Below are 21,219 nucleotides of genomic sequence, written 5' to 3' on the forward strand. Positions count from 1 at the left end.
ACACTGATACCCCACTGGATTATCAGGCTTCGCTTAGTACCATCAATAATTATGGGCAGAGTTGCATACCCGTTAGATCCAAGTCTTCCACTGCCAACCCCTGCTTTTGCTATTTCTCCCAGACCAAGGTATGTGAGAATGTCAGCGATAGTGCTTTTCCCGATAATATCCCGGCCGACAGAAGTTAAATCAGTCTGTGATGCTGTATCAGTTCCAGTGAAATACGGGAGTTTATTTGCACCGGTTGCGAGCCCAGCCAATGCCGTCAGCGTGGCGTCAAGCGCCTGGAAATCCTTCCCAAAAGCGGTCCCCATTTTGGAGATAAACCCGTTCAGGTCACCATCATCAAGCACGTCCAGCCCGCTTTTGTTAGCGGTGTACTGCGCCAACGCTGCCGCTATAAAGCTGGCCTGTCGAATGGCTTTGTTTACCTGCGCTGATTTTGCTGGCCCGCTAATAAAGCCGGACAAAAGCGCCGGTAGTGCTTCCCAGTCAGCCTGAGACATCACGTTAGCATTCGCTGCTGTCGCGAACGGTTTAAAGTTGTTTGTTGCCATTAGAGTATTGTCCCCCATGCTCCAACATCGAACCCGCCGATGTATTCGTTATCCATATCAAACCCAAAGAATTTAGAGCCCTCGGATGGTGCTTCTACCGAAGGCGTTTCAACATCACCGGCCCATACGCCAGCTGCTTTAACAGTGAGATAGCCCTGTTTAATAGCGGCAATCAGTTCGAGTGACACATCAGAAATATCAGTCTCGGGGAATACCCAGACCGATATCGTCATGTCCTGGTTGTCGACGATCTGCATCTTCAGGCCAGAGCCTGCGGTAGCAGCGTCAAGGATGGGAGGCAGAGAGTCGTTCCGACCATCCCATTTGTTGATAGCGATTTTCGCTTTCAGAATGATGCGGTACGTCTCATCACTCAGCGTCGTATAGCCAGAATCAGGATCATATGGCCCTTGCCAGATGCCCTGATCATATCCAAGCCCGTCAGTGTCCCAGCTGAAATAAACGCCGCTAATTGGCTGGCTTACTATGCGACTGCGTCCGATCCACAGACCGAGAATATCGAGCTGGACGCCGACAGCGGTATCAATATCGAAAGCGCTCACCAGTCCCCTGGTGGCCGCAGTGATATCAATCAGTGGCCGTGTACTCAGATCAACGTGATCAAAGAACCTAGGCTTAGTGGCGTGATAGTTGGTGATTAAGTCCGTGTACTTGCTCATGACGTCACCGTTAGAACAATATTTTCAGGCTTACAGGATGCTGACTCGTTGTATGCAATGTTGATATTTGCCGCCGCTACAGTTCCGGCTGATTTGCCAATTAGCAGTTCCTGAATGTCGTAATAACGAGCACTGCCACCACTGACCACGCCCAGGTTTGCCGGAGAGTAAATGCGACTCAGCAGAACCGAATCACCGATCGTCAGCCCATTGATGTAATCCGCTACTGCCTGTTGAATCTGCACACCGATTTGCGACGTGTAACCGGCAAAGGCTTTCAACGTGATATGTCCGTAAATCGGGACATCAGTCGACCGCGAAAAACTGATCACATGAGGATTGCCGTAAGTGTCCGGTACCGTGACAGAGGTCGTCCCGTAAGTCGCAGTTCCCTGCCCCTTATTCCCCCGGATTGTCTGGGCAATTTCTGTCACATCGCCACCGTCAACAATCGCGGAAATAGAGTGCGGGGGCAGCCCGTTACTATCAGTTGCACCAGTATCGTTCTCGTAGAGCTTGTGACGTGTCACACCAGCGACGTTGGCGATCGCTCCGTCGACGCCTTCAAACGGTGTGATGGACGGCAGCGCGACGCTCTGCCCCTGCCTGATGCGCAGCTCTGCGTCGGTTTCTGCCGGTGCGCCTACAGTGGCCGCTGCTGGGTTTGTTACCGATGTCCAGCCGCGAGTCGGCGAATTGATGGTCGTGATGGTCCCCGTCAGCGCGGCTACCGCTCCACTGTTTGAACAGGTTGCAGTTACCGTCACCATACCGTCGACACCAATCACCACCGAGGCAGGAAGACGCCAGATCACGTTATTGGTGTCTTTCACGGTACCGTTCGTAATGGTTGCCCCTGCGGTACCGGTGAGCAGAAGATCCACGGTGGAGTTCGTCGCCCCTTTACGCGCGATACCGTTAATTTTCACGTTACTGGTCAGCCCTGCGCCGTAACCCGTAGCAGGTGAGAAACAGTTGTAAACGGAAATGGCCGTGTTATTGGCATCGTGAATAGCCAGCGCCACCAGCGCCACCATCTGGCCGTCTTTGCTGTCCGGCTCCAGATAAGCGTCACTGCCATAAATCTGCTGGAAATAGCTCGTCAGGGTATCGAGTATCGTCTGGTAATCAGGCGCACTGATCCCCTCAGCGGTTACCGTTGCCGATAAGCCGAGTGTGTCCAAATTGAGGGCCATTTATGCCTCGCTGGTTACTGTCGTTGTTCCGTAGAGAGTGTCGATTTCAGCGAAGAACTGGACGCGGCGCGTCGTAGTGTTCACTGTCGTATTGAAAGAAAGGATGGATTTAACGCCCCGCGTTTCGAGGATGCGCTTACGGATCGCCAGGTTGTAGGTTTCCGGTTTTTGCTTACCGAGTACGGACTGAATCCACGGTGTCCCCTCTGTGGTGTCGAGGAACCATTGTCCGTACCATAATTCGAATCGCGTTTTCACGGCCTGCGCCACTGCCTCCGGAGAGTTAATCAGCCAGGTATCATCGCCGCTGCCAAAGGTGTAATCACCGTCGGCGTCTTCACGCCTGTATCGCATCAGTTCACCCCGTCTGTGTTGCTGGTGCCGTGCTGTACACCACCGTGAGTGTGTTTATCGTCGATAGATTTACCGTTTGCTTTGACGGTACCGATAAACTCGACCGCGCCAGTAATTTTGGATGCGACGCCTGAGACAACAGAGCCCACCATGCCGCCCATCCATGACAGGAGCCCGTGAATAGTGACTTTCTCCGAGAAGTCAGCCAGCGGGGTAACCACCTCCACGCCCCCCGGCGCCACAATTTTAATTTTCTGCGTATCCGGATTAAGATCGATGTACGTACTTCCATCAACACTTCGAAGCTGCGCCGACGTGGTGCTGACATTCTTAATTTTGTTGGGCTGAGATATTTGACCCACTGAGCAGGTGGCGTCGGACAGGTCATGTATGCGGTCGTCGACAGGTTCCTGCACTCCGCCGTTTTGCCAGAAGAAATCAATACAGCGGTCCTGAAACTTAAGTTCGCACTCATCGCCGGGGCTCACCGGCAACGTTAAAGTAACTCCCCCGGCCGTTGGGAATACCACGGGAACATCCACCAGCAGCGGGTAAGGTTTTGTCACCCGGTTACCATCGTTATCGATTTCAACGTAACGGATAGCAGGCTGCACAACCGCCGTCACCGCGTCAGGGTCGAACGACTGAATAATGCCAGGCAAAGCGACGCGGATTTGGTTCTTTGTGGTCTCTCGCTCAGATTTGAATGTTTCGGCAAGGTCGCCGCTGCGGGTCTGATCAGAAACTGCCATTTGATTGGCTCCAGAAAGCAAAAAACCCGCCGGGTGGCGGGTTTGATTTATGAGGAATTGCAGCTTAAGCGGTTAACGAATCGTCGCCAACCTTCAAAAGTTGATTAACGATTGTATCTACTTCTTCTGCATCCTGAATCGCGCTTATCGCTGTAATTCGATTAACCTTTCGTTCAAGCTTGTAATCAGAATTAACACGTTGGGCATGCGTCATTTTCAGTTTAACGCCGATTTTTTTTACTGCGTTAACATCAACGTCGTTCAGTGCTGCTGCCTCACCGCTACAAAAGACGGTATAGACTCGCATGTGAACTCCACCTTTTAATTTTTCACCATCTTCTGTAGCATTCGGTACAAGATTATTGGTGATCCTTAAGGCGGAATGGTACATGCCATAATATGCTCGGCTAATAGCGTTTCTTGTCCACATTTCACCGTTTAGAGTCAGGGAATGCTTCGCCAGTTCAAGGAAACAAGTATGCTCAACCGACATTAAAGTTCCCCCGCCTCAAAACATCCGACACATTCAGAATCCGCAAGACCAGCAATAATAATCTCATCAGCCAAGGCATTATTCATCTGCGAAAGAAGCGTTGGATCGTCTGTTTTGACTTCAACGAACAGCGTATCAAGTTCTGACATTACGTAAAAAGCATGAGCACCAGCAAGACGAACACGGTACTTTTCTGCAACATTCATCATGAGCTGCCCAATAGTTTTGAGATCTTGAGCATGATCTTTGTGGGTATGCAGATAATTGAGTGTGTCATACCATTTGCCCATATCTTCAGGGCGCGGTATTTCCATTGCAGTTAGCATCGGCATCACCTTTTCTAGCAAATCGATATCAGCCCAGTATGCAGAAATTGTAGCAACTTCAGCCAATATCGTTGGGTTAAGTGAGTTGGCCGCATTCTGAATCATCGCGTACTGGCGAGCGTGCAAACCCAAGTTACGCAGCGCTATCGTATAGTTACAGAAAGAAACTGGATCGTTAGGCACAATTCTCAAACCCTGCTCACAGAGTGAACATCCCTCTTCTATTTCACCAAGAACAAGCTTAGCTAAGCCCTCAATTGATAGCCCCTGATAACGTTCAGGGATTTTCTTCGCTTCACGAATGATTCGATGGACTTCAAACTCACTCAGAAGGTTTTCACCCTTAGTTAATGAAGGAGTCAGAAGATCTAACAGTTCTCCTGATTTTGGCTGCGCTAAGCTCATGTTTTAGTTATTCCTGGCTTTTATGGGGGAGCATATCGATGGCAATTCACCATCAAAAAGTTAGAGCAGTGTAATCGCTAGTCTCAAAAAACGACAGTTTTTAGAGCACGTTTTGTTGTTTTTCAGATGAGACAGCTTTCAGGCTACCTTCACCCATCAACCTTTTTACACGGGAAAGATCCGATGATTTTCGGCGCGTCCATGCTGTTCTGCAGTAGCTGAACGTTCAGGAAAGCTTTTCCGTTACGCTTCACAAACTCAAAGCCGTAATTGTTGCCATCGCGGGAAGGCATCAGGCCCATGTCCATTTTCATGTTTGAGTAGTCACCATCTTTTCCCAGAAATTTGATTTTCTGAGATGTGACAGTTTCACCGTTAATAACAGTCATTCCGTCACCGGTCATTGTGTAATTACCGCACTGAATTGCAGCCATCGCCGGAGCAGTAACCATTATTGCGAACGCCAAACAGAACCGTTTCATTAAAGCCCTCTTTCCCTCGCTGATGAGGAAACAAGATCCGCCGCGCCACGCGCTTCGCACATCATATCCATGTACCACGCCTGGCCCCTTGTATCGCCAGTGTACATAATCCCGCGCACAATATAAACGCCATCCGTTGCGATGCTGGCAGGTTGCGCCGTGGTGCCGCTGAGCGTGATATTACCGTCCGTGTTCTGGTCGGTGATCTGCCCACCAGCCATCGCGATATCGTTGTTCGACAGTGCGGTGCGGTACACGGAAGCCTGATCCAGTTGAATAAGCCCGTTAACCCGGATATTCGGGTTAATCAGCGCACGGACGTTTACGCCGTTGCCGATAGTCTGCTGCGGCATGCCGATAAGCCCGGTGGCGCTGTTGAGCACAATAGCGTCGTGAACATACTCGTTATTCGCCACTATCTGGCGTTGACCGTCCACGAACTGCCATGTTGCGCCACATTGTCCGGCCACGTTATCCATAAGATGCCGTGTCATGCCGAACAACACCCGGCCCCGGGGGAATACGGTAGCAGGCATTTCAGGCGTCAGGCCTTCGGTCGCGCCTTTTGCCTCGAAGTCTTTCATCAGCGCGCGGTTCACGTCTGCGACCGTGTAACCGGCAGCCAGCGTCTGCGATGTTATGCTGGTGGCAAAAGCCAGATCCGTATCGGCTGCCTGAATCAGTACGTAGGAATCAATAGGACTGTCTTTACCGGTGACCGAGTAGCGAATTTCACCGCTGAAAATCAGTCCGTAGTTGCGGCCATCACTCTGGCCCACATCCGCCGCGTCGACTTCCCGTACCTTTCCAACATCGCTTGCCGATACCTCTGGCGCAATACCGTCGTAACCAGCAATCAGCCGCACCTTAGAAAACTCCTGTCCGGTGATGCGATTGACCGTATCAGCTGACAGGTTATAGATTTTGAACGTTCCCACGCGTGACGCGCTGCTGATGTTGAACCAGTCGATCGTAAAGGTCACTTTAAAATCACTGAGCTCAATACCCTGCCCGTTCTCGTCCACGAGCTGCAGCTCGAAATGTCTCATCCAGTTCTGTGACATGCTTACTCCGTTGATACCAGTAAATGACTGCGGCCGCCCAGGTCGGTTTTCGTTGGATAATTCTGTGTGCTGTCATCGCAGACCACCACCAGCTTAAAACCAAGCCCCATATAGGCGTACTGCGCCAGCAGGTCAGCACCCGTGACGAGAGGAATACCGGAGATTACCGACTCCCCTCTGTCGTTCTGCAGATCCATAATCCAGTACAGATCGCGCCAGGTGATGTTAATCCGCCAGGTAGAGCCAGCCAGGATGATGCTGAATTGTTGATTATCCGCTGTCAGCGGGATTTCCTGAATTGCCATTAGCCGAGCCCCAGTAAAGACACCGCGTTACTCGATATGCTTTGCAGCAGTGAGGTATTTGGCGGCTTAGTAGTTTTGGTGCCAGTATTGAGTACCGCCGACGTGCTGGCGCCGTCCTTCATGTTGGTTTTATCCGCAACGGTGATTTGCTGCGTCTGCGAGATAAGAACCTCCCTCAGGGTGAGGACAGCGGAAAGGACGTTTTCGGTTGTCTTGTCTGTCGTCACTTCCAGCGCGCGGATCAGCATGTTGCTGTACAGCCGTTTGCCGGTCACCACATCGAAAGGAATACGGCTAGCCTGCAGGTCGAGTATCTCCTGATACGTTTGCTGCGGGCTGAGTCCGAGTAAGCTGGTTGCTGTAAGGTTACTGGCAAAATCCAGCAACGAACCGCCACCAGCGAAACCGACCTCCATTACCACTTCAGACGGCTTTTTATAGGCATGGTCTGCGATGGCCGCCCCAACCTCGACCGGGTGCTCTGTTATCTCCAGCGTGTCGCTGTGCTTCTCAGAAACAACCACGCTGGGGACAATCACTCCTATTTTCCGGCTCTGCTGCTGAAAGAGCGTAGAGAGAATATCCATTAGCCCACCTTCGTTTGATTGCCGCGCATAACCTGGGCATTCGCTGACTGCTGCCGGCGCTCGACCTCAGTACCGACAGAACGCGGATCACCTCCACCGTAGATGTGATAAGTGTTCTTCTGGCTAACCTGAGCACCGCCAATTCCTGCGACGGCAGCCTTCCCGATTAATTCCCTCGAATAGATGTTTCGCCCATTTTCATGATGAATAATGCTGCTCATTAATGCAGACATGGTTTGTGGATCTTTCATATTCAGGGCAACGCGAGGATCTACCCCCAGCCGCTGAGAAACAGCCTGAATATAGGCAGCGGTATTGTTGTTATCTGATGCGGGAGCCCATGTAGAGATAATTTTCTCCACACTGTTAATTCCTCGTCCGGCATATAACATCAACTGACGCGAAAGCGCCCGTAAACCGTCAAAGGAGGTTTCGAATCTGGCAAACCGCCCGCCAGGGCTTTCAAGTGAAGCTCCCGCCTGACCTGCAAAATTCAGATTTCCGGGATTATTATTCCGTTCACCACGTTTAACGGCCTGTGCATGTTGTTCTGGTCCATCATCGCCAAACCAGCCGCGCACCGTTCGGCCCACGCTGCGAGGATCGAAGCCCCAGTGCTCTTTAATCCAGTCGGCGGTACCGTTGGCGCTGTCGGTCACCATTGGCATTGCTGACGGCTTATCACTTCCCTGATTAAGCAACTGTTTGCCGATGCTGGCGGCATCAGCCCAGCGACCATCTTTGATGGCATTAAGCAGGTCGGCGATCATGTTCAACATCTTGCTGAACTCGCCCATCTGATCGATGAAGTTGCTGAAATCCCACTTCAGGGACCATGATTTCGGGTCGATATTGAGTAGCTTTGCCAGCGCTTTAGCCAGGTCGTTAACGGTCGCTTTCAGGTCACGAACCATCTTCAGCGCGGCGTCGACCTCCGGTTTCCACTTCTCCCAGTCAATCAGGCTCTGACCGCCTTCCTTCCAGGTCTTGTAATCCTCCCACAGGAGAGCAATACCCGCAGCCAGCGCGGTAATCAGGCCAATCGGTGACATCCAGAACGTACTGTTCAGGATGCGTAGCGCTATCGTCAGTGCGCCGAACAGCGAGATCAGCTCCCGCGTCTGCTTGTCCAGCGATTGCCACCAGGTGATAAGGTCTGATGTACCTTCGATAAGCCGGAAGAACAGCCGCCCGATAATATCCCCGAGCGCCAGAATGCCTTTTATGGCTTTCGTCAGCGTTTGCTCAATGCGCGGGAAGTTATCCAGGATGTGACGGCGCAGGGTGTCCAGCGACCCCGCCAGACCACCAGCAAGGTTAGAGCCTATTTTGTCGCGGGCCATGCCCGCCATCGCGCCGAACTCGCGCAGGGAGGTCATGAATTTGTTGGAGCTTCTGGCCGCCTCGTCAGCATTGAAGCCGACAGCCTTCGCCATCGCGCTGTATTGTCCGGAGAAACCACCCACACCACGGCGCATCGCCATGAGGGTATTTTCATCAATACCCAGCATCTGCGCATACTGGTTAGCCCGGTAATACGGCATGCTGCTGAGCTTCTGACCGACACCCGTAAAAATGGCGGCCATATCGCGCATGTTCCCGCTGGCGTCTCTCGTCTGTACGCCCAGACGGTTCAGAAAACCTTCAGCACCGGGATTGTTACGTACAAACCGTGAGAGGCTTTCCAGTGAGCCGCGTGCCGCGTCCACGCTGCCGCCCATTTGAGAAACTGCGTAACCAATCGACTGAATTCCCTGAACGGTCGCACCAGTACGTTGTGACGCCCAGTAGAGGTTATCCAGACCGGAGGCAATTTTCGCCGTGTAGGCCACCACCGAAAGCGCGGCCCCCTCAACGGCCAGCCCCATTTTGATGGCGTTTGCGGTCGTACCAGCAAGGACTGAATCAAATTTAGCCGCGCCTGCCTCGTCGATATCGAAGCCGAGCGAGACGAGGAAATCTTTAATAGTCTCAGCGTTCATTATCCTCTCTCCATTTCTCAATACGGCGCTGGTTGTCAGCCTTAACGGCCAGATGGTCATTCATCAGCGCGATATCGCACAGATCGACTGATCCATCCTTCAGCGCGTAATAAGGGATTAACCCGGCATCAACCGGGTCAAGGAGATAAGACAGCCCGTCAGGCAGGCTGTTGAGGGTTAGCCCTGAGGCTGGTCCGGCGTCGCGCTGGTAGGGTTCACGGGCAAAAAATTTCCCAGCGAATCGGCGACCACCCGCGCCACCAGCTGGAGCATGGTCAACAGGTCGATATCGTCGAACATCAACTGCCCGCTGTTAAATACTGGCGTCCATCCGTCCATATGCTTACGTGAAACCACAGACAGACACGGATGAATAATCGCGTTGGTATCTTCTTCGCTCAGGGAAGACAGTACATCAGCGATGCGCGGTAGCAGGGTTTCAAACACCGGCTTAAGCGCATCAAACTTAGCGCTGTCGATTTTGCCATCAGCAGGCAGAAGGGCGCGAATGCTCCCGAAATCTGCCATCATGCCCGCCAGTACCGGCAGCAGCTTACGGGTCACTTTCAGCTGGTCAAAGACACTGAGTTTTGCCACGCGGTAATCGTGGCCTTTGATTGAACATTCCATCTGTTAAAATTCTCCGAGTACCTGGTCGATTTTGCCGCAGTCAAATACCCAGGGCATCGTATTACCGGCTTTAGCGTTGGCGTTATCCGGCTGTTTCTGGAACGCCACGCTGCGCGCTGTGATGATGTCTCCGCTCACCTTGTTTCGGATCACAATGACGTTGTTCCCCCAGGTACCTGAAGACTGACTCTGCGCGTTGTACGCCAGCGACAGCTTTTTGTTAGTCGGAGAGGTCTTCAACAGATTGACGGTTACCGTGCCGCTTTTGTCTGCGTGCAGGCTGTGCATCACTTCGCCGTCAGCACCAATTGTCATGGTGTTTTTAGGACCACCCATCGCAACGGTGATCCCTTCCTCTGAACTGGCAGAACCGTAGCCCAGATCAATCTCTCCGGTCGGGCCAGAGAGGGACGCCGTAACGGCCATAAAAGAATAAGTAGCCATTCATGTTCTCCTTAGCGAACGACGTTGATCTGCACATCAGCGAAATGAACCGCCCCCGCCAGCTTACAGGCAACCTGAATAACCGGTGCCTTACGTGCTTCACGGTCTGCCTGCGCCTGCTCGGAAATCGGCTGCGCGTAGACGTAATAGCCTTTTGTCAGCGTGTCGCCGGAATCCAGCTGCCCAATCGGGCCACCGTTCCATACGCCAGCAGCCACCAGCCCGTTCGTGACGGACTGATCCATCGACTGTTCAACATTGGAAAGCAGGCGCGTAACGCCAGCATCGGTCTGTGGGACTTTGGTTGTGCTGGTATAGAGCAGGTTATACAGGTTGGTCTGAACGTAGTTCTGCAGCCAGTCGAGCCCGTGGCGTTCGTCGAAGAAATCACCGCTGGACATGACGCCCTGCTGTAGGATTGCCGTATCGTTCTGGTAGTACACAAACACGTTGCAGTTCTTGGCATCCAGCGCCGCCGCCTGATTGGTGGTCAGGGTTTCATAGGTGATCCCCGGCTCCTGCTTGAATTTCAGGGTGATGGTGGTGTTGCTGCCGTTGAAATTCACCGTGAACGCGCGACCAAATGCAGACAGTGCGGCGTACTTGCTGCTGGTGGAATACTGCACAAACGTACGACTGTATTTTGCCGCCTTCAGCTTAGAAGCCAGATCGGTAGTGGAGGTCGCGTTTACCGTCTCTGGCTCTGCTGTGGTAATTGCCAGAATTCGGCTGAGACTGGAGGCCTCGATCGCGGCGGCCACGCTCAGCCAGTCGGCATCGTCGATATCTTCATCGTCAGCCACGGCCAGACCGTACCAGTTCGTGTAATTCAGAACGGCGTTCACCGCCTGCAGCAACGTTTCCGCCGAACCACTTTCAGCCGATACCAGCGTTTTAGCCCAGCGACCGACATACACCTGCTGAGGTTTCGGTGACTGCGAGAAATACACCGTAGCAGCTTCATATTCCGGGCTATCAACGCCGAAATCAGTTCCGATATCTTCCGGGGATGAGTAGAGGCGAATACGCTCAGAAACCGGGATAACCGTTGAACTCCCGAGAATGAGCAGTGAACCAAAGTTTCGACCAGTAGCCGCACGCGGCCCAATGATCACGTCGACATTAACGACGTTAGATACAGGTAATCCCTGCGGCATAATTTAGTCTCCGAAAAATGAGACGGGCGCATCTTGCAGCGTCCGGACGTTGTAGGTACGAATGTTTTTGCGGGACAGCGTGATGGTGAGGTCATAGCGCCTCACCCACTGGTTGTTAATGAGCTCTGGCAGGTTGTAAATAGTCCCGGCCTCCACCAGCGAAAGCCCCGAGCGGTTCAGCTCGGCGTTGTTCTGCTCGACGAATATCCCCGCGCGGAAAGTTGATGCAGTACTGGCCCCCTGAGGACCATAGAAGCAGCAAATCACTGTGACCTGCTCCCATATCCATTGCTCGGACTGTTCTTCCGATACCTGAACATCGGACTGGCTTAACGGCTGCGGAACGGTAGTGATACCGAAACCGCACCACGTCACCCCGTTGTTGGGGAGCTGCGGCTGCGGGTCGGTCCATCGGGGAAAAACCAGAGAGGCCGGCAGGCCAGAAACACCACGAATCCACCGGCTAAGTTCTCGCTCCAGCGCCTCGTCATACTGTGGGCTATCCCCGACAGGCGTCAGATACCCGCGCACAGTGCTGTCGTTACTCAACTGGCGTCCCTCCGTTAAAATCCACCAGCTCACAATGTGCCTGGACGAATCCGGCGCCGTAACTGGTGTACGGGTCGACGAACGTCACGCGATAGTCGCGTCCGTTATAGGTCACGATATCGGCATCAAGTCGCGGGGTGCTGTCTGTACCGGGCTGGCCCTGAGTTAATCTGAACTGCGTCACGATGAGGATCGCACCGCTGATGTTCTGGCCTGCCTCCATTCGCCTGGCTTCCAGAGAACGGTCAACCGTCACCACGCCAGAGAATGGGATATCCTGAGCTGTGTTTTTCGCGAAATTGTCCTCATCCACCGTCTGAACCTGCCGGTGACACACCAGACTGGTGTCCATGAAGTCGGGATCGAGAAGAACATCGCTCACATCGAGAAGAGGCATTATTTTTTCCTCACGACGTAGTTAATTGAGCGCAACAGGTAACCGTGGGCATAAAGCGGCTTGTCGCCGGGAATGCCCTCGGCCCGTCTGCGTTCCAAGGTTTTCTCAGAAAGAGGGTGCAGTCGGTCACCAGCACCGATAACAGCTTTTGCAGCATCACGGGCAATCTGTCCGGCGCTCTCCAGTTCACGCATTGCGGCTTCAGTCTGTCCCTCCAGCGCGGCGGTTGCCGCTGCTTTGAGGTGCGCAGTTGTTCGGGGTTTTGAGTCCTCGATCCCCATATCCAGAAAAGGACGCGGGGGAAGCGTGACTGTCGTACCGTCGATTTCCACTGTTGCGCCCGTTGAGTGGAGGTAGCCCAGTTCCGCGTTATTAATCGGTGAGCCATCCTCACGCCCTGCCTTATCCTCAGGTATTCCCACCAGCACATCCATTCCGGATAACTGTCTGAGGGATTCCAGAACAGACACGGCATTATCAGCACGAACAGTTAACCCGCTTTTCATAGCAGTTGCCTGCCACCAGCGCCGAACGCAGACCACCACCAGTAGAACTCGCGCCCGTAGGCGGTGCTATTCCAGAAACCGGCATCCGGATTGATTACCCCGGACACGTCATAGCTCACTGAAACCTTATCTACTGATTTAGAGGACACGACACCTGCCGCGCCGTTGCTGTTCACTCCACCTGCGGCAGCGGCGGCCAGCGTACGGCCGCGCAGCTCCGTATAGTGAGCGGTGAATAGTTCGGCCAGGTAGACGAACTGATCGCCCTGTACGTCCTGATTCAGGAGTGAATCAGCCTGCCCCAGATAGAAATTCACTGAGGGGTCAGGGTAGCGGGTGGTATCGGCGAACTCGGGAAAGTCGGTGCGGAACTGCTCGTTAGTTGGAAGCCTGCTGTTTTTTGGCATTTTTCGCGTCCCCACCGGTGGTATCGGCTTTGTCCGTGGCATCAGCATTACCGGCAGATGCCGCCTGAGCGGCCGCCAGTTGCGCTTTCAGATCCGTAATTTCATTACCCTGATCGGTGATGGTCTTTTCATGCGCCGCCAGTTGCGCTTTTAGGGTGTTATTTTCTTCTGCCAGGAGAACAAGGCTCGCGGTCAGGTCTTCAGTGCTCTGCTCGTTCGCCAGGTCGGACTCATCAATCGGGCGCGCATAGGCTTTAAAGGCCCAGTGGTCTTTGACTTCTTTCGGGAAAGATGAACTGTCGTGGATGCCCTGAGACAACTCGAATTTAGAACCGTCAGCAAAGCTGAGAGTAGCGCCACCGGAAACAACGTATTTCATGTTTATGCTCCACAAAAAAGGCGGGTTTCCCCGCCTGTTTCAGGTTAAGACGCCGGAACGTCCAGGTAAGAGATCGTATTGGAATACGGGGTTTCCACTTGGCCCAGCTTGCCGTAGTAAGTGGTCAACTGCTGCAGGCCGCGATACTCCAGCGGAGTGTTCAGCAGAGGAACCATCGGGAAGCGAACGTATTTTTCGTCCTGGGTGTAAGCAACGATACGATGCCCGCCACCAGCGCCACGCTTGGAGGCCCACTTCATGGAGACGATTTCCAGTGGTGTCCCATTTTCCTGGAACGCGATGGTGTTAATCTTCACGTATTCCAGTACAGAGATATTCCCCGCAGAGGAAACCTTTTTGCTCGCCAGCAAGCCGAACAACTCCGGCGCCAGACCGATTTTCGCCGGGCAGACCGCATAACCAGAACGAACCCAGCCATCAGACAGCACAAGGTTGATATCCTGAACAATGACATCAGGATCGGTGGTGGCGGTCCACGCTGCAGCTGCAGCAACCGGGGTAACATCCGGCAGGTTCAGCAGGCCACGAACGCCCAGTTCGGTATCACCGATGTAAACCTGTTCGTCGGTATCCATTGCCCACTTCAGCTTCATGCCTTCGTATTTCTGGACATCAACAGGACGGCCCAGTTTTTGCGCGGAGGCCAGCTCCAGCACCGTCCATCCGATTTCCTGTCCCCAAGGGGTAAGGTTGTTACGGGTCGGCTGAATATCGAGTTCAATACCAGGAACGGCGGTGGATTTCTTACCAATCCAGTTTTTACCGTTAGGGTTAGGACCACCAACGCCGACGAAATCGGTGTTCGTGAAAGATGACACTTCATCAGCGATAGAAATATCACTACGCAGTGGCATGTCGCGGGACCACTTAACGGAGGTCAGCGGCATGTTCAGCGTCTGATCCATGCGCTCCAGCTCTCCGACGAGAAACGCGCCGGTGGAGTCGATGGTCGCTCTGTCAACTGTAAACATTAATTATTCCCTCAGATGTTATAAGCGATTTCAATACGGCCGTCGGCTTCACCCGGCCCCATGACCTCTGCATTTGTCAGCTGAGGTGTATTTGATGCGGTGGAGTCCGGAGACAAAACAAAAGAGCCAACCGGGCTTTGAGTGGTGCCACCAGCCACGCGAACGTATACCGGATCGCCTTTCTTCGCGGTCGTCGCGTTGCCTGCAGTAGCAGTTACGCAGATGTAACCGCGTTTAAGGTTGTCGCCCACCTGATTAGCAGTCACGCCGATGTAAGCCAGATCAAGCGCAGAGGTGATCGGGAACGGACGGACAAGAATCCCTTTCACTTTGCCGATAGTGTCGCCGGACTCCAGGGGAACGAATTTATTGTTCACGTATTTACCTACCAATCCGTAGGACGCGAACTGCTTCGAATGGTCCAGGGTGACCGGCTCAATGGTGAGATCACGAGGACGGGTAACGCCCCCGGCAATGCCCAGAGGCATCCGCGTTAAATATGCAGTACCTGCCATGATGATTTACCTTATTTATTTTTTGCCCAGAAATCGGCGTTGAGCTTGTTCAGTTCTGCCGGGGAAAGGTGCTTTGTGCTGGTTGCTCGGTCGGTGGTGTGAGTACCACTATTTAGCGGTGAAAGGTGGTTCTTCGCCTTATGCAGCGCTACAGCGGCAGTAAACACCGCGTCGACCGTAGCCTTTGGCGCTTTGTAGAAATCATCCACTCCGAACGATTTCAGGCTGTCACCAGTGCGCATTGCGTGATTCAGCACCTGGCGTTTCAGGCTCTTATCGCCAGCAGGCTGGAAGCCAGGACAGATAATTTCTGCATCGGCGATCAGATTGCGCTTAAAGGCTGCGTCACCCGTCACTTTGCGGTTTTCTTCTTCGTCTTCGTCGGTGGTCATGTTGCCCGGGTCTGGATCGCCATCGGTGGTTTTACCCTCCAGCTTTTCCAGACGAACCAGCAATGCTTTCGCCCAGGCTGGAATTTCTTCACCGCCTGTTTTCTCTTTATTCGGATCGCCTTCGTCCGTAGTGGAGCGATTCGCCTCAGGAAGTGCGGTAGACTGCGCTGGAGCATTCATGTTGATAGTTACACCGGGGATTGAAGCCATGCCATCAGACGGCATATCCGGCGCTTCATCGATGAGTTTTGCCAGTGCATCCTCATCTTTCGTCTTAATGGCCTGAGCCAGTTTTTTAAGCCATGACATTACAGGCTTCTCCTTTGTTGTTGATGGGATGGAATCCCCGATTGCACAGCGGCCACCAGCACGCCCCCGGTCAATACCGACAGCGAGGTGGTTACCTGTGATTTGGTATTGCTTGCCCTTGCCGGGTGCCAGTTGCTTGTACTGCGCGTCATAGCCGCAACTGACATCGGTCAGGCCAGAATTCACCGCGTCGATTGCTTCCTGCCGTTTAATCAGCACGTCAGCAATGAGCAGATCCGATTTATCGCCGGTGCCGCGTCGGACGTTCTGAATGTGTCCGTGCGCCAGCTCAGCAAAGTTAGATGGGTTAATGAATACGATGTTGCCCAGACTATCCTCTGGATGCCCCAGCGTGACGGCTACGCCCTCAAAGCTCGCCATCGTTTCCGGGGAAAACACCTCATCTTCCGTTCGCCAGACCGTCACTGTGCCGCTGGCGTCAGGCTCGAGGTCGATTTCTTCGGGTAAGTAGACCTGCGTTCCTGTACGCGCGATCGGTACGTCTTTACACAGCAGTGAGCCGTCCGCCTGCAGATAACGCGTTTCTCCCAGGCGTGTAGTGAAGAAATATTTCATGGGTTACCTGCTCGATTACGGGCAACAAAAAGGCCGCTCAGTGGCGACCTTGTGAGATGGGAAAAATGTTCAAAATAACGGGCTATTTAACATAAGAGTTCTTACCCGCACCGACGAAAATGGACTCGATTAAAATGTCCTCTTAAAGCCGTAAAAGTAGCGATTAACTGGGCTGAAAATCGGTCTTTCCGAATACAACATTTTCACAACATTTCGCGGGTATTGCAGTTCGCATGAAATGAATGCTCAAAGCCGTATTTTTCATTTTCTTGGTGCAGGAATCTGTACTTCAGGCCAGCATTTGCAGTTCGGCAAACATCCTGCGTGTCCGGTCATACCGTCCAGCGTCGGCGGGTTATCCCAGCGTACAAATTTATCTTTCATCTTGCGGTGAGAATCGCGCGTTCCGGCCCCCTCAATTCGCCACCAGTAGCCCTCTGAGCCAACCGAAAGAGCTCTGGCCTGCGTTAGTGCGCCGGTAGCTCGTCCAATCTCTGTACGGGCAATCAGCTGCGCCCTGCTGGCGGCCACGTCACCGGAGGCCATGATCATCTCGTAGAGCTGATCCGGACGTTCACCAGCGATAACCGCCTGCATTGCGCGCTGTTGTATGTCCATCACGCGATCGGCTGCTTCCAGCGGCAGGGACTTCATCAGCTGAATCTGGCGGTAAACTATATCCTGCGCCACCTGCCCGACGGGGGTATTACCCACCACATCGCGCAGGCCAGCGCCGATTTCCTCTGATACCGATTTCCACTGATTCCATTCCTCCTGCTCGACCTGGGCAAACATCCTTCGCCCGACCTGCTCTGCCCAGTCGCTGATTACCTCGGAATAGTCCACCAGCGTTTTCGAAATGCTGTCAGCGCTGGCCTGTGAACCATCGTAGGTACCATCGACGATCTGCCCTATCTGGTTTGCTATCGCCAACAGGCTTTTTCGATACTGGATCTCCGAACGGCGGCGGAGGGATGGTTTCAGGTTCATCCTCCTCCCACTGGGCCTTCGCATCTTCTATGTCCTCGTCAGTGATAGAACCACCGATGCCAATCACATCAGAAATGTTCCTGAGGTCGTTAAGCGCTGCTGCAGGTGGCATCCCAAGGTCACGAACGGCGGTACCAAGTGCAGTAACCACATTGTTCGCCATCGTTGCACGGTCCACGTCTGACATCTCCCAGAGCTTGTTAAACTCGAAAGTAAAATCGTCAGGCAGTGGTTCACCGAACAGGGAGCGCCAGGAGATATCGAGCAGCCAGCGGATATGTCGGCGTAAGCGTCTCTCCTGCAGCGAGTTAACCCGGCTGTAGTAGTTTTCCAGATCGCCGTCGCCGGTGTTAAAACCTGCAGGTGACTGCCCGAACAGACGAACGAGAGGAATTCCCGTCGCGCCGGAAACCTGCTCAGCAAAGCGCAGAAGGACATCCGCGATACCCGCGAACGTGTAACTGTGCGTTTCGAACTTGTCCGCAGCATCCATGATGGTCATACCTTCGATGGTCTGAAACTGTCGGATCATGTCCATGTGCTTCATCAGCGCTTTTTCGAGGTCGCCGCCAGCTGCAAGAATTTTACGAAGTTCAGCAATGCTGTATGTCCGCAGATGGGCTTTGTGGATCAACTGTGTGGTGCCGACCGTCGCGGTATCAAATGCCTCGATACGCTCGAAAATACGCTCCACAACAGACATCCCCCAGCCGTTTTCCGTCTGGGCCTGCTGGAAAGGAAGCGTATCGCCCTCCATGCGGATAACGCGGCTATGGTGGATCTTCCAGGGGGGAATCCCCTGCTGGTTCGTGATTACCTTGTAATATTTCGGTTTCCCAAAATCGGGACCGTAGTCGGTAACGAGATCGTAATAACTCGGGTTAACCATCCAGCGGTCAAGGCTCATCACGCCCTTAAACTGCCCCTCTTTGATGCGATCCAGTTTCAACGGGGTGGACATATCCTGCCCTTCAAGCAGGACCACCAGCACCGCGCCACCGTACAATCGTGACCATTTGAGGTTATCGTTAAGACCATCCCATATAGCGAGCTCATCCCAGAAGGTTTCGAGCTTACCCTTTTGTCCGGGTTTCAGCTTTGAGCTGATGTTAATCCCCTTGCGGGTCATATCATCGGCCATCGCGTCCACACCGGCACCAACGAGGAACGATGAACGATACGCAAACTCCAGCATCACCCTGTTACGGCTGATGTACCCGGGCATATACATTCCGCCCGTCTGTATGTTTCTGGTGTCGCTGCCAAGTTTGGCCGTGAAATTGTTGTACCCGTCAGCTGTCGCAACGGGCTTTTGTGCGCCGTTCTGGCGTTTCTTACGGGACATGTCACGCTCCGGCCAGTTTGGCCCAGTTATCAAGAGAGGAATCCATCGGCGCGTAGTTAATCATTACGGCGTCTGCGAGGTTCGGTGATTTAGTGCCTTCCGGCTGTTTATCCACGAGGATTTTACCAACGGCGTTTTTCGACCACGTAGGCTGTGAAAGCTCCATCAGCAGGCGGTCAATATTTTCTATCTCGCTGCTTATCGAAATGATTTCATCGGGGTTGTAGTCCATCCCGTTCAGCGCACGGAAGGTGTTACGAAACAGCTTGCGGAGATGCCACCAGCTCTGTGCTTTCGCGTTCGCGAAGAAGTCTTTATTCAGGCGCGCTGGTTTACCGTTATCACCAGGTACGGCTTCGTCTTCCGGATCGAATACACTACCGCTACCACGGAAAGGCGTAGCTGTGATTGTTCCCCGGCCTTCAGCCTGCCTGAGCTCGTTTATCACGCGAGCATCGCCACGCGCACCGGCCCCCAGACCGTCCTCATCGAAACGGAACTCATCCAGACCGTAATCGTCACAGTACCCAAACGATTTAACGACAGAGGCGTAGATGTCGCTGCCAATGCCAGACCATTCGTGAACGTTCTGCAGAAGGAAGCCATAGCGGCAAGAAAAACCGTTTTTGTCTTTCCCTTCGTCTGCAATATCCATGGCGCCGAGGCGCTGGCCGCTGGGTTGAATACCCAGTTTGATATGTGCGTCGACGGCAGCCTGCACCCATTCAGAAGGAATGAGAATCCCCTCTGTAGATGCGCTGTAGTTCAGGTCCAGCTCCTGAGCAACGATAATCGGATCATCAATTTTCAGACATTCGTTGCGGTACCACTCATCATCTTTACGCGGGTCGCTGCGCCAGTGGAACGTAAACACCGGGATATTCCCGCTGTGGCGCTTACGGGCAAACGGGTTATTCATGCCCTTGACGGATGAGAGGTCAATACGGCAGCGGGTTGTCTGAGAAAGCGCAGCATCGATGATTAATGGCCGTTTCAGGAATGCCGACTCATCCACGAAATAAAGCGTGGTACGGTCACCACGGCCAATGTTATCGCCTGCCTCTCCCTTAATGACCGCGCCCGTTTCCGGAAACTCAACGCGCATGTAAGGAGCATGTTTTTTGTCATTCCATGAACCGCGAAATTCTACCGGCAGCAGCTCGACAAACTTACGTGCTTTCCAGAACAGTGCTTTCGGGTCGCCGGTACTGTCGACATATTCCTCTTTACGGGAACCGAACCCGATCACCATTTCTTTATTGAACAGGCAAAGCGAACAGGCCAGACCGATAGAGGTCCAGCTAAGCCCCATTTCGCGGCTTTTTTCTGTCAGTCCATGCTCAAGATTGGCGCGCCTGTCCATGATCCAATGAATCCATTCCTCCTGGCGGGGGAACAGCAAAAACGGGATGGTGGCAGGCAGACCATAATCGAGGTTACGCGGGTCCGTCGTCATGCCCCAGTCGATGATGAACTGGGCCGGGTTAGTACGGTAAAACTCACGGAGCGCCGGAAGCATTTCAGGCGCTTTCCTGATCCGCTCCAGCCTCTCCATTCTCCACTCAAACACGGCGGTATAGTCCGGTTTGCGGAAGTCAAAGGGGAACGGGATCGGCACAGAAAAATTCCTCAAAAACGCCCCGATTTAACATAATGGTCGTTACCCGCACTGGCGCAACAGCACCCATCACGCAAACGGCGTGAAGCCTCTGTTTTGAACAGAAAAGTGGTCAAATCAGGATGAATAAAACGTGCATAAAACGGGTCAAAAAGTGCATAGCGTTTTTTTAGTTCGAAACGCCTGTTTTTGCATTTTTCAGCCCATGTATTTTTTGTAGATATCTGCCGCTTCCTGCGGGGTCAGGTTCGCCGCTTCGGCTTTGGCTGCCTCGTCCATATTGGTGAACGATTCGAAAATTTTCGGTGCTCCCAGCTCCATAAGCAGAGTGGGCGGAACCTTAATCCCCTCAGCCTCAAGTAGCTGCGCCGCCTGCAGCGCGGAGTATTTACCGTCGACCTTGTGTTTCATCACTTCACGAAGAACATCACGCTGACGGTCTTCTTCCCCATAAACGCTACGACCGAGGCCAAGGGCTTTGGCAAACACCGCAACATCATTGTGTGTTGGCAAGACATCCTCGACCGTTGTTTTCAGGCCATCGGGGGATTTAGTGACAGTCTTCCGCTTACGAACGTCCAGGTTTTTACCTGCAACATTGTTAATCCTTTCCATCAGAACTTCGCGAGCCTCGGTAAAGGCGCGGTTAAAGTCGGCATGTTCCTTACGCCAATTGCGGATAGTCGCCTCGTCAATTTCCAGCCGCTGGGCAACCATGCGGTTTGAGATCTTGTTACGGGCTAAGGCCATGTCAAGAACGATACCGACGTAGGCCTTCTTAAAGCTATTTTTTCGGGCCATACGCTTACCTGAAATCGGGTGCTGTTTAT

The 21,219-nt window shown here is 53.2% G+C and carries 28 protein-coding genes; all 28 read right to left on the bottom strand.

The genetic code is table 11. The features are described 5' to 3' along the window. Positions 1–557 (bottom strand): phage tail protein (locus tag BZK42_RS09790; protein WP_249025135.1); only part of this gene is annotated, 557 nt, incomplete at its 3' end. Next, the gene (locus BZK42_RS09795) at positions 557–1,237 is read right to left on the bottom strand and encodes a baseplate wedge 1 family protein (RefSeq protein ID WP_080859067.1); all 681 of its coding nucleotides are present in this window, start codon (positions 1,235–1,237) and stop codon (positions 557–559) included. The genes BZK42_RS09790 and BZK42_RS09795, both read right to left, overlap by 1 nt. After that, the gene (locus tag BZK42_RS09800; RefSeq protein WP_080859068.1) at positions 1,234–2,433 is read right to left on the bottom strand and encodes a baseplate J/gp47 family protein; all 1,200 of its coding nucleotides are present in this window, start codon (positions 2,431–2,433) and stop codon (positions 1,234–1,236) included. Before BZK42_RS09800 ends, BZK42_RS09795 begins: the two co-directional genes overlap by 4 nt. Continuing rightward, the gene (locus BZK42_RS09805; protein WP_003826334.1) at positions 2,434–2,787 is read right to left on the bottom strand and encodes a contractile injection system sheath initiator; all 354 of its coding nucleotides are present in this window, start codon (positions 2,785–2,787) and stop codon (positions 2,434–2,436) included. It lies immediately after the preceding gene. Then, positions 2,787–3,539, bottom strand: a complete 753-nt coding sequence (locus tag BZK42_RS09810) for a Gp138 family membrane-puncturing spike protein (protein ID WP_080859069.1) — start codon at positions 3,537–3,539, stop codon at positions 2,787–2,789. Before BZK42_RS09810 ends, BZK42_RS09805 begins: the two co-directional genes overlap by 1 nt. A gap of 64 nt (positions 3,540–3,603) precedes the next feature. After that, on the bottom strand, positions 3,604–4,032 hold the full coding sequence (locus tag BZK42_RS09815) for a hypothetical protein (protein WP_080859070.1): 429 nt from the start codon (positions 4,030–4,032) through the stop codon (positions 3,604–3,606). Further along, complete coding sequence (locus tag BZK42_RS09820) at positions 4,032–4,763, bottom strand: hypothetical protein (protein WP_049043293.1); 732 nt, start codon at positions 4,761–4,763, stop codon at positions 4,032–4,034. Before BZK42_RS09820 ends, BZK42_RS09815 begins: the two co-directional genes overlap by 1 nt. A gap of 149 nt (positions 4,764–4,912) precedes the next feature. Next, the gene (locus BZK42_RS09825; protein ID WP_049043292.1) at positions 4,913–5,245 is read right to left on the bottom strand and encodes a hypothetical protein; all 333 of its coding nucleotides are present in this window, start codon (positions 5,243–5,245) and stop codon (positions 4,913–4,915) included. Next, positions 5,245–6,309 carry a hypothetical protein gene (locus tag BZK42_RS09830; RefSeq protein ID WP_080859071.1) on the bottom strand — a complete coding sequence of 355 codons (1,065 nt, stop codon included), beginning with the start codon at positions 6,307–6,309 and terminating at the stop codon, positions 5,245–5,247. Before BZK42_RS09830 ends, BZK42_RS09825 begins: the two co-directional genes overlap by 1 nt. A 2-nt stretch (positions 6,310–6,311) precedes the next feature. Next, the gene (locus tag BZK42_RS09835) at positions 6,312–6,614 is read right to left on the bottom strand and encodes a phage baseplate plug family protein (protein ID WP_049043290.1); all 303 of its coding nucleotides are present in this window, start codon (positions 6,612–6,614) and stop codon (positions 6,312–6,314) included. Further along, a complete protein-coding gene (locus BZK42_RS09840; RefSeq protein ID WP_049043289.1) occupies positions 6,614–7,201 on the bottom strand; it encodes a phage baseplate protein in 588 nt (195 codons plus the stop codon). The genes BZK42_RS09835 and BZK42_RS09840 overlap by 1 nt, the downstream gene beginning before the upstream one ends. Then, positions 7,201–9,183, bottom strand: coding sequence for a lytic transglycosylase (locus BZK42_RS09845; protein ID WP_080859072.1), 1,983 nt, complete (start codon positions 9,181–9,183; stop codon positions 7,201–7,203). Before BZK42_RS09845 ends, BZK42_RS09840 begins: the two co-directional genes overlap by 1 nt. Then, entirely contained in the window at positions 9,173–9,337 is a 165-nt protein-coding gene (locus BZK42_RS29250; protein ID WP_023229521.1) for a DUF6889 family protein, read from the bottom strand. The genes BZK42_RS09845 and BZK42_RS29250 overlap by 11 nt, the downstream gene beginning before the upstream one ends. A 23-nt stretch (positions 9,338–9,360) precedes the next feature. After that, on the bottom strand, positions 9,361–9,813 hold the full coding sequence (locus BZK42_RS09855) for a phage tail assembly chaperone (protein ID WP_080859073.1): 453 nt from the start codon (positions 9,811–9,813) through the stop codon (positions 9,361–9,363). Positions 9,814–9,816: 3 nt separating this feature from the next. After that, complete coding sequence (locus BZK42_RS09860; RefSeq protein WP_080859074.1) at positions 9,817–10,257, bottom strand: DUF3277 family protein; 441 nt, start codon at positions 10,255–10,257, stop codon at positions 9,817–9,819. Positions 10,258–10,268: 11 nt separating this feature from the next. Continuing rightward, the gene (locus BZK42_RS09865) at positions 10,269–11,414 is read right to left on the bottom strand and encodes a DUF3383 family protein (protein WP_080859075.1); all 1,146 of its coding nucleotides are present in this window, start codon (positions 11,412–11,414) and stop codon (positions 10,269–10,271) included. A 3-nt stretch (positions 11,415–11,417) separates the two neighbouring features. Next, complete coding sequence (locus tag BZK42_RS09870; RefSeq protein ID WP_080859076.1) at positions 11,418–11,963, bottom strand: phage neck terminator protein; 546 nt, start codon at positions 11,961–11,963, stop codon at positions 11,418–11,420. Further along, entirely contained in the window at positions 11,956–12,360 is a 405-nt protein-coding gene (locus BZK42_RS09875) for a hypothetical protein (RefSeq protein ID WP_048236532.1), read from the bottom strand. Before BZK42_RS09875 ends, BZK42_RS09870 begins: the two co-directional genes overlap by 8 nt. Then, positions 12,360–12,866 (bottom strand): hypothetical protein, encoded by a 507-nt coding sequence (locus BZK42_RS09880; RefSeq protein WP_080859077.1) that lies wholly within the window; start codon positions 12,864–12,866, stop codon positions 12,360–12,362. The genes BZK42_RS09875 and BZK42_RS09880 overlap by 1 nt, the downstream gene beginning before the upstream one ends. Further along, the gene (locus tag BZK42_RS09885; RefSeq protein ID WP_044702729.1) at positions 12,863–13,273 is read right to left on the bottom strand and encodes a DUF4054 domain-containing protein; all 411 of its coding nucleotides are present in this window, start codon (positions 13,271–13,273) and stop codon (positions 12,863–12,865) included. The genes BZK42_RS09880 and BZK42_RS09885 overlap by 4 nt, the downstream gene beginning before the upstream one ends. Then, positions 13,245–13,652, bottom strand: coding sequence for an STY1053 family phage-associated protein (locus BZK42_RS09890; protein ID WP_044702727.1), 408 nt, complete (start codon positions 13,650–13,652; stop codon positions 13,245–13,247). The genes BZK42_RS09885 and BZK42_RS09890 overlap by 29 nt, the downstream gene beginning before the upstream one ends. 44 nt (positions 13,653–13,696) lie before the next feature. After that, on the bottom strand, positions 13,697–14,644 hold the full coding sequence (locus BZK42_RS09895; protein WP_080859078.1) for a DUF2184 domain-containing protein: 948 nt from the start codon (positions 14,642–14,644) through the stop codon (positions 13,697–13,699). A gap of 11 nt (positions 14,645–14,655) precedes the next feature. After that, positions 14,656–15,159, bottom strand: coding sequence for a structural cement protein Gp24 (locus BZK42_RS09900; protein WP_080859079.1), 504 nt, complete (start codon positions 15,157–15,159; stop codon positions 14,656–14,658). Between the two features lie 11 nt (positions 15,160–15,170). After that, positions 15,171–16,436 carry a DUF2213 domain-containing protein gene (locus tag BZK42_RS09905; RefSeq protein ID WP_080859080.1) on the bottom strand — a complete coding sequence of 422 codons (1,266 nt, stop codon included), beginning with the start codon at positions 16,434–16,436 and terminating at the stop codon, positions 15,171–15,173. Between the two features lie 261 nt (positions 16,437–16,697). Then, the gene (locus BZK42_RS09910) at positions 16,698–17,231 is read right to left on the bottom strand and encodes a phage head morphogenesis protein (RefSeq protein ID WP_080859081.1); all 534 of its coding nucleotides are present in this window, start codon (positions 17,229–17,231) and stop codon (positions 16,698–16,700) included. 70 nt (positions 17,232–17,301) lie between these two features. Next, positions 17,302–18,771, bottom strand: a complete 1,470-nt coding sequence (locus BZK42_RS09915; RefSeq protein WP_080859082.1) for a DUF1073 domain-containing protein — start codon at positions 18,769–18,771, stop codon at positions 17,302–17,304. A gap of 1 nt (position 18,772) precedes the next feature. Next, complete coding sequence (locus tag BZK42_RS09920) at positions 18,773–20,389, bottom strand: terminase large subunit (RefSeq protein ID WP_080859083.1); 1,617 nt, start codon at positions 20,387–20,389, stop codon at positions 18,773–18,775. Between the two features lie 198 nt (positions 20,390–20,587). After that, the gene (locus BZK42_RS09925; RefSeq protein WP_080859084.1) at positions 20,588–21,190 is read right to left on the bottom strand and encodes a hypothetical protein; all 603 of its coding nucleotides are present in this window, start codon (positions 21,188–21,190) and stop codon (positions 20,588–20,590) included. Positions 21,191–21,219: the final 29 nt, after the last annotated feature.

This window comes from Citrobacter braakii (assembly GCF_002075345.1).
GTDB classification, from domain to species: domain Bacteria; phylum Pseudomonadota; class Gammaproteobacteria; order Enterobacterales; family Enterobacteriaceae; genus Citrobacter; species Citrobacter braakii.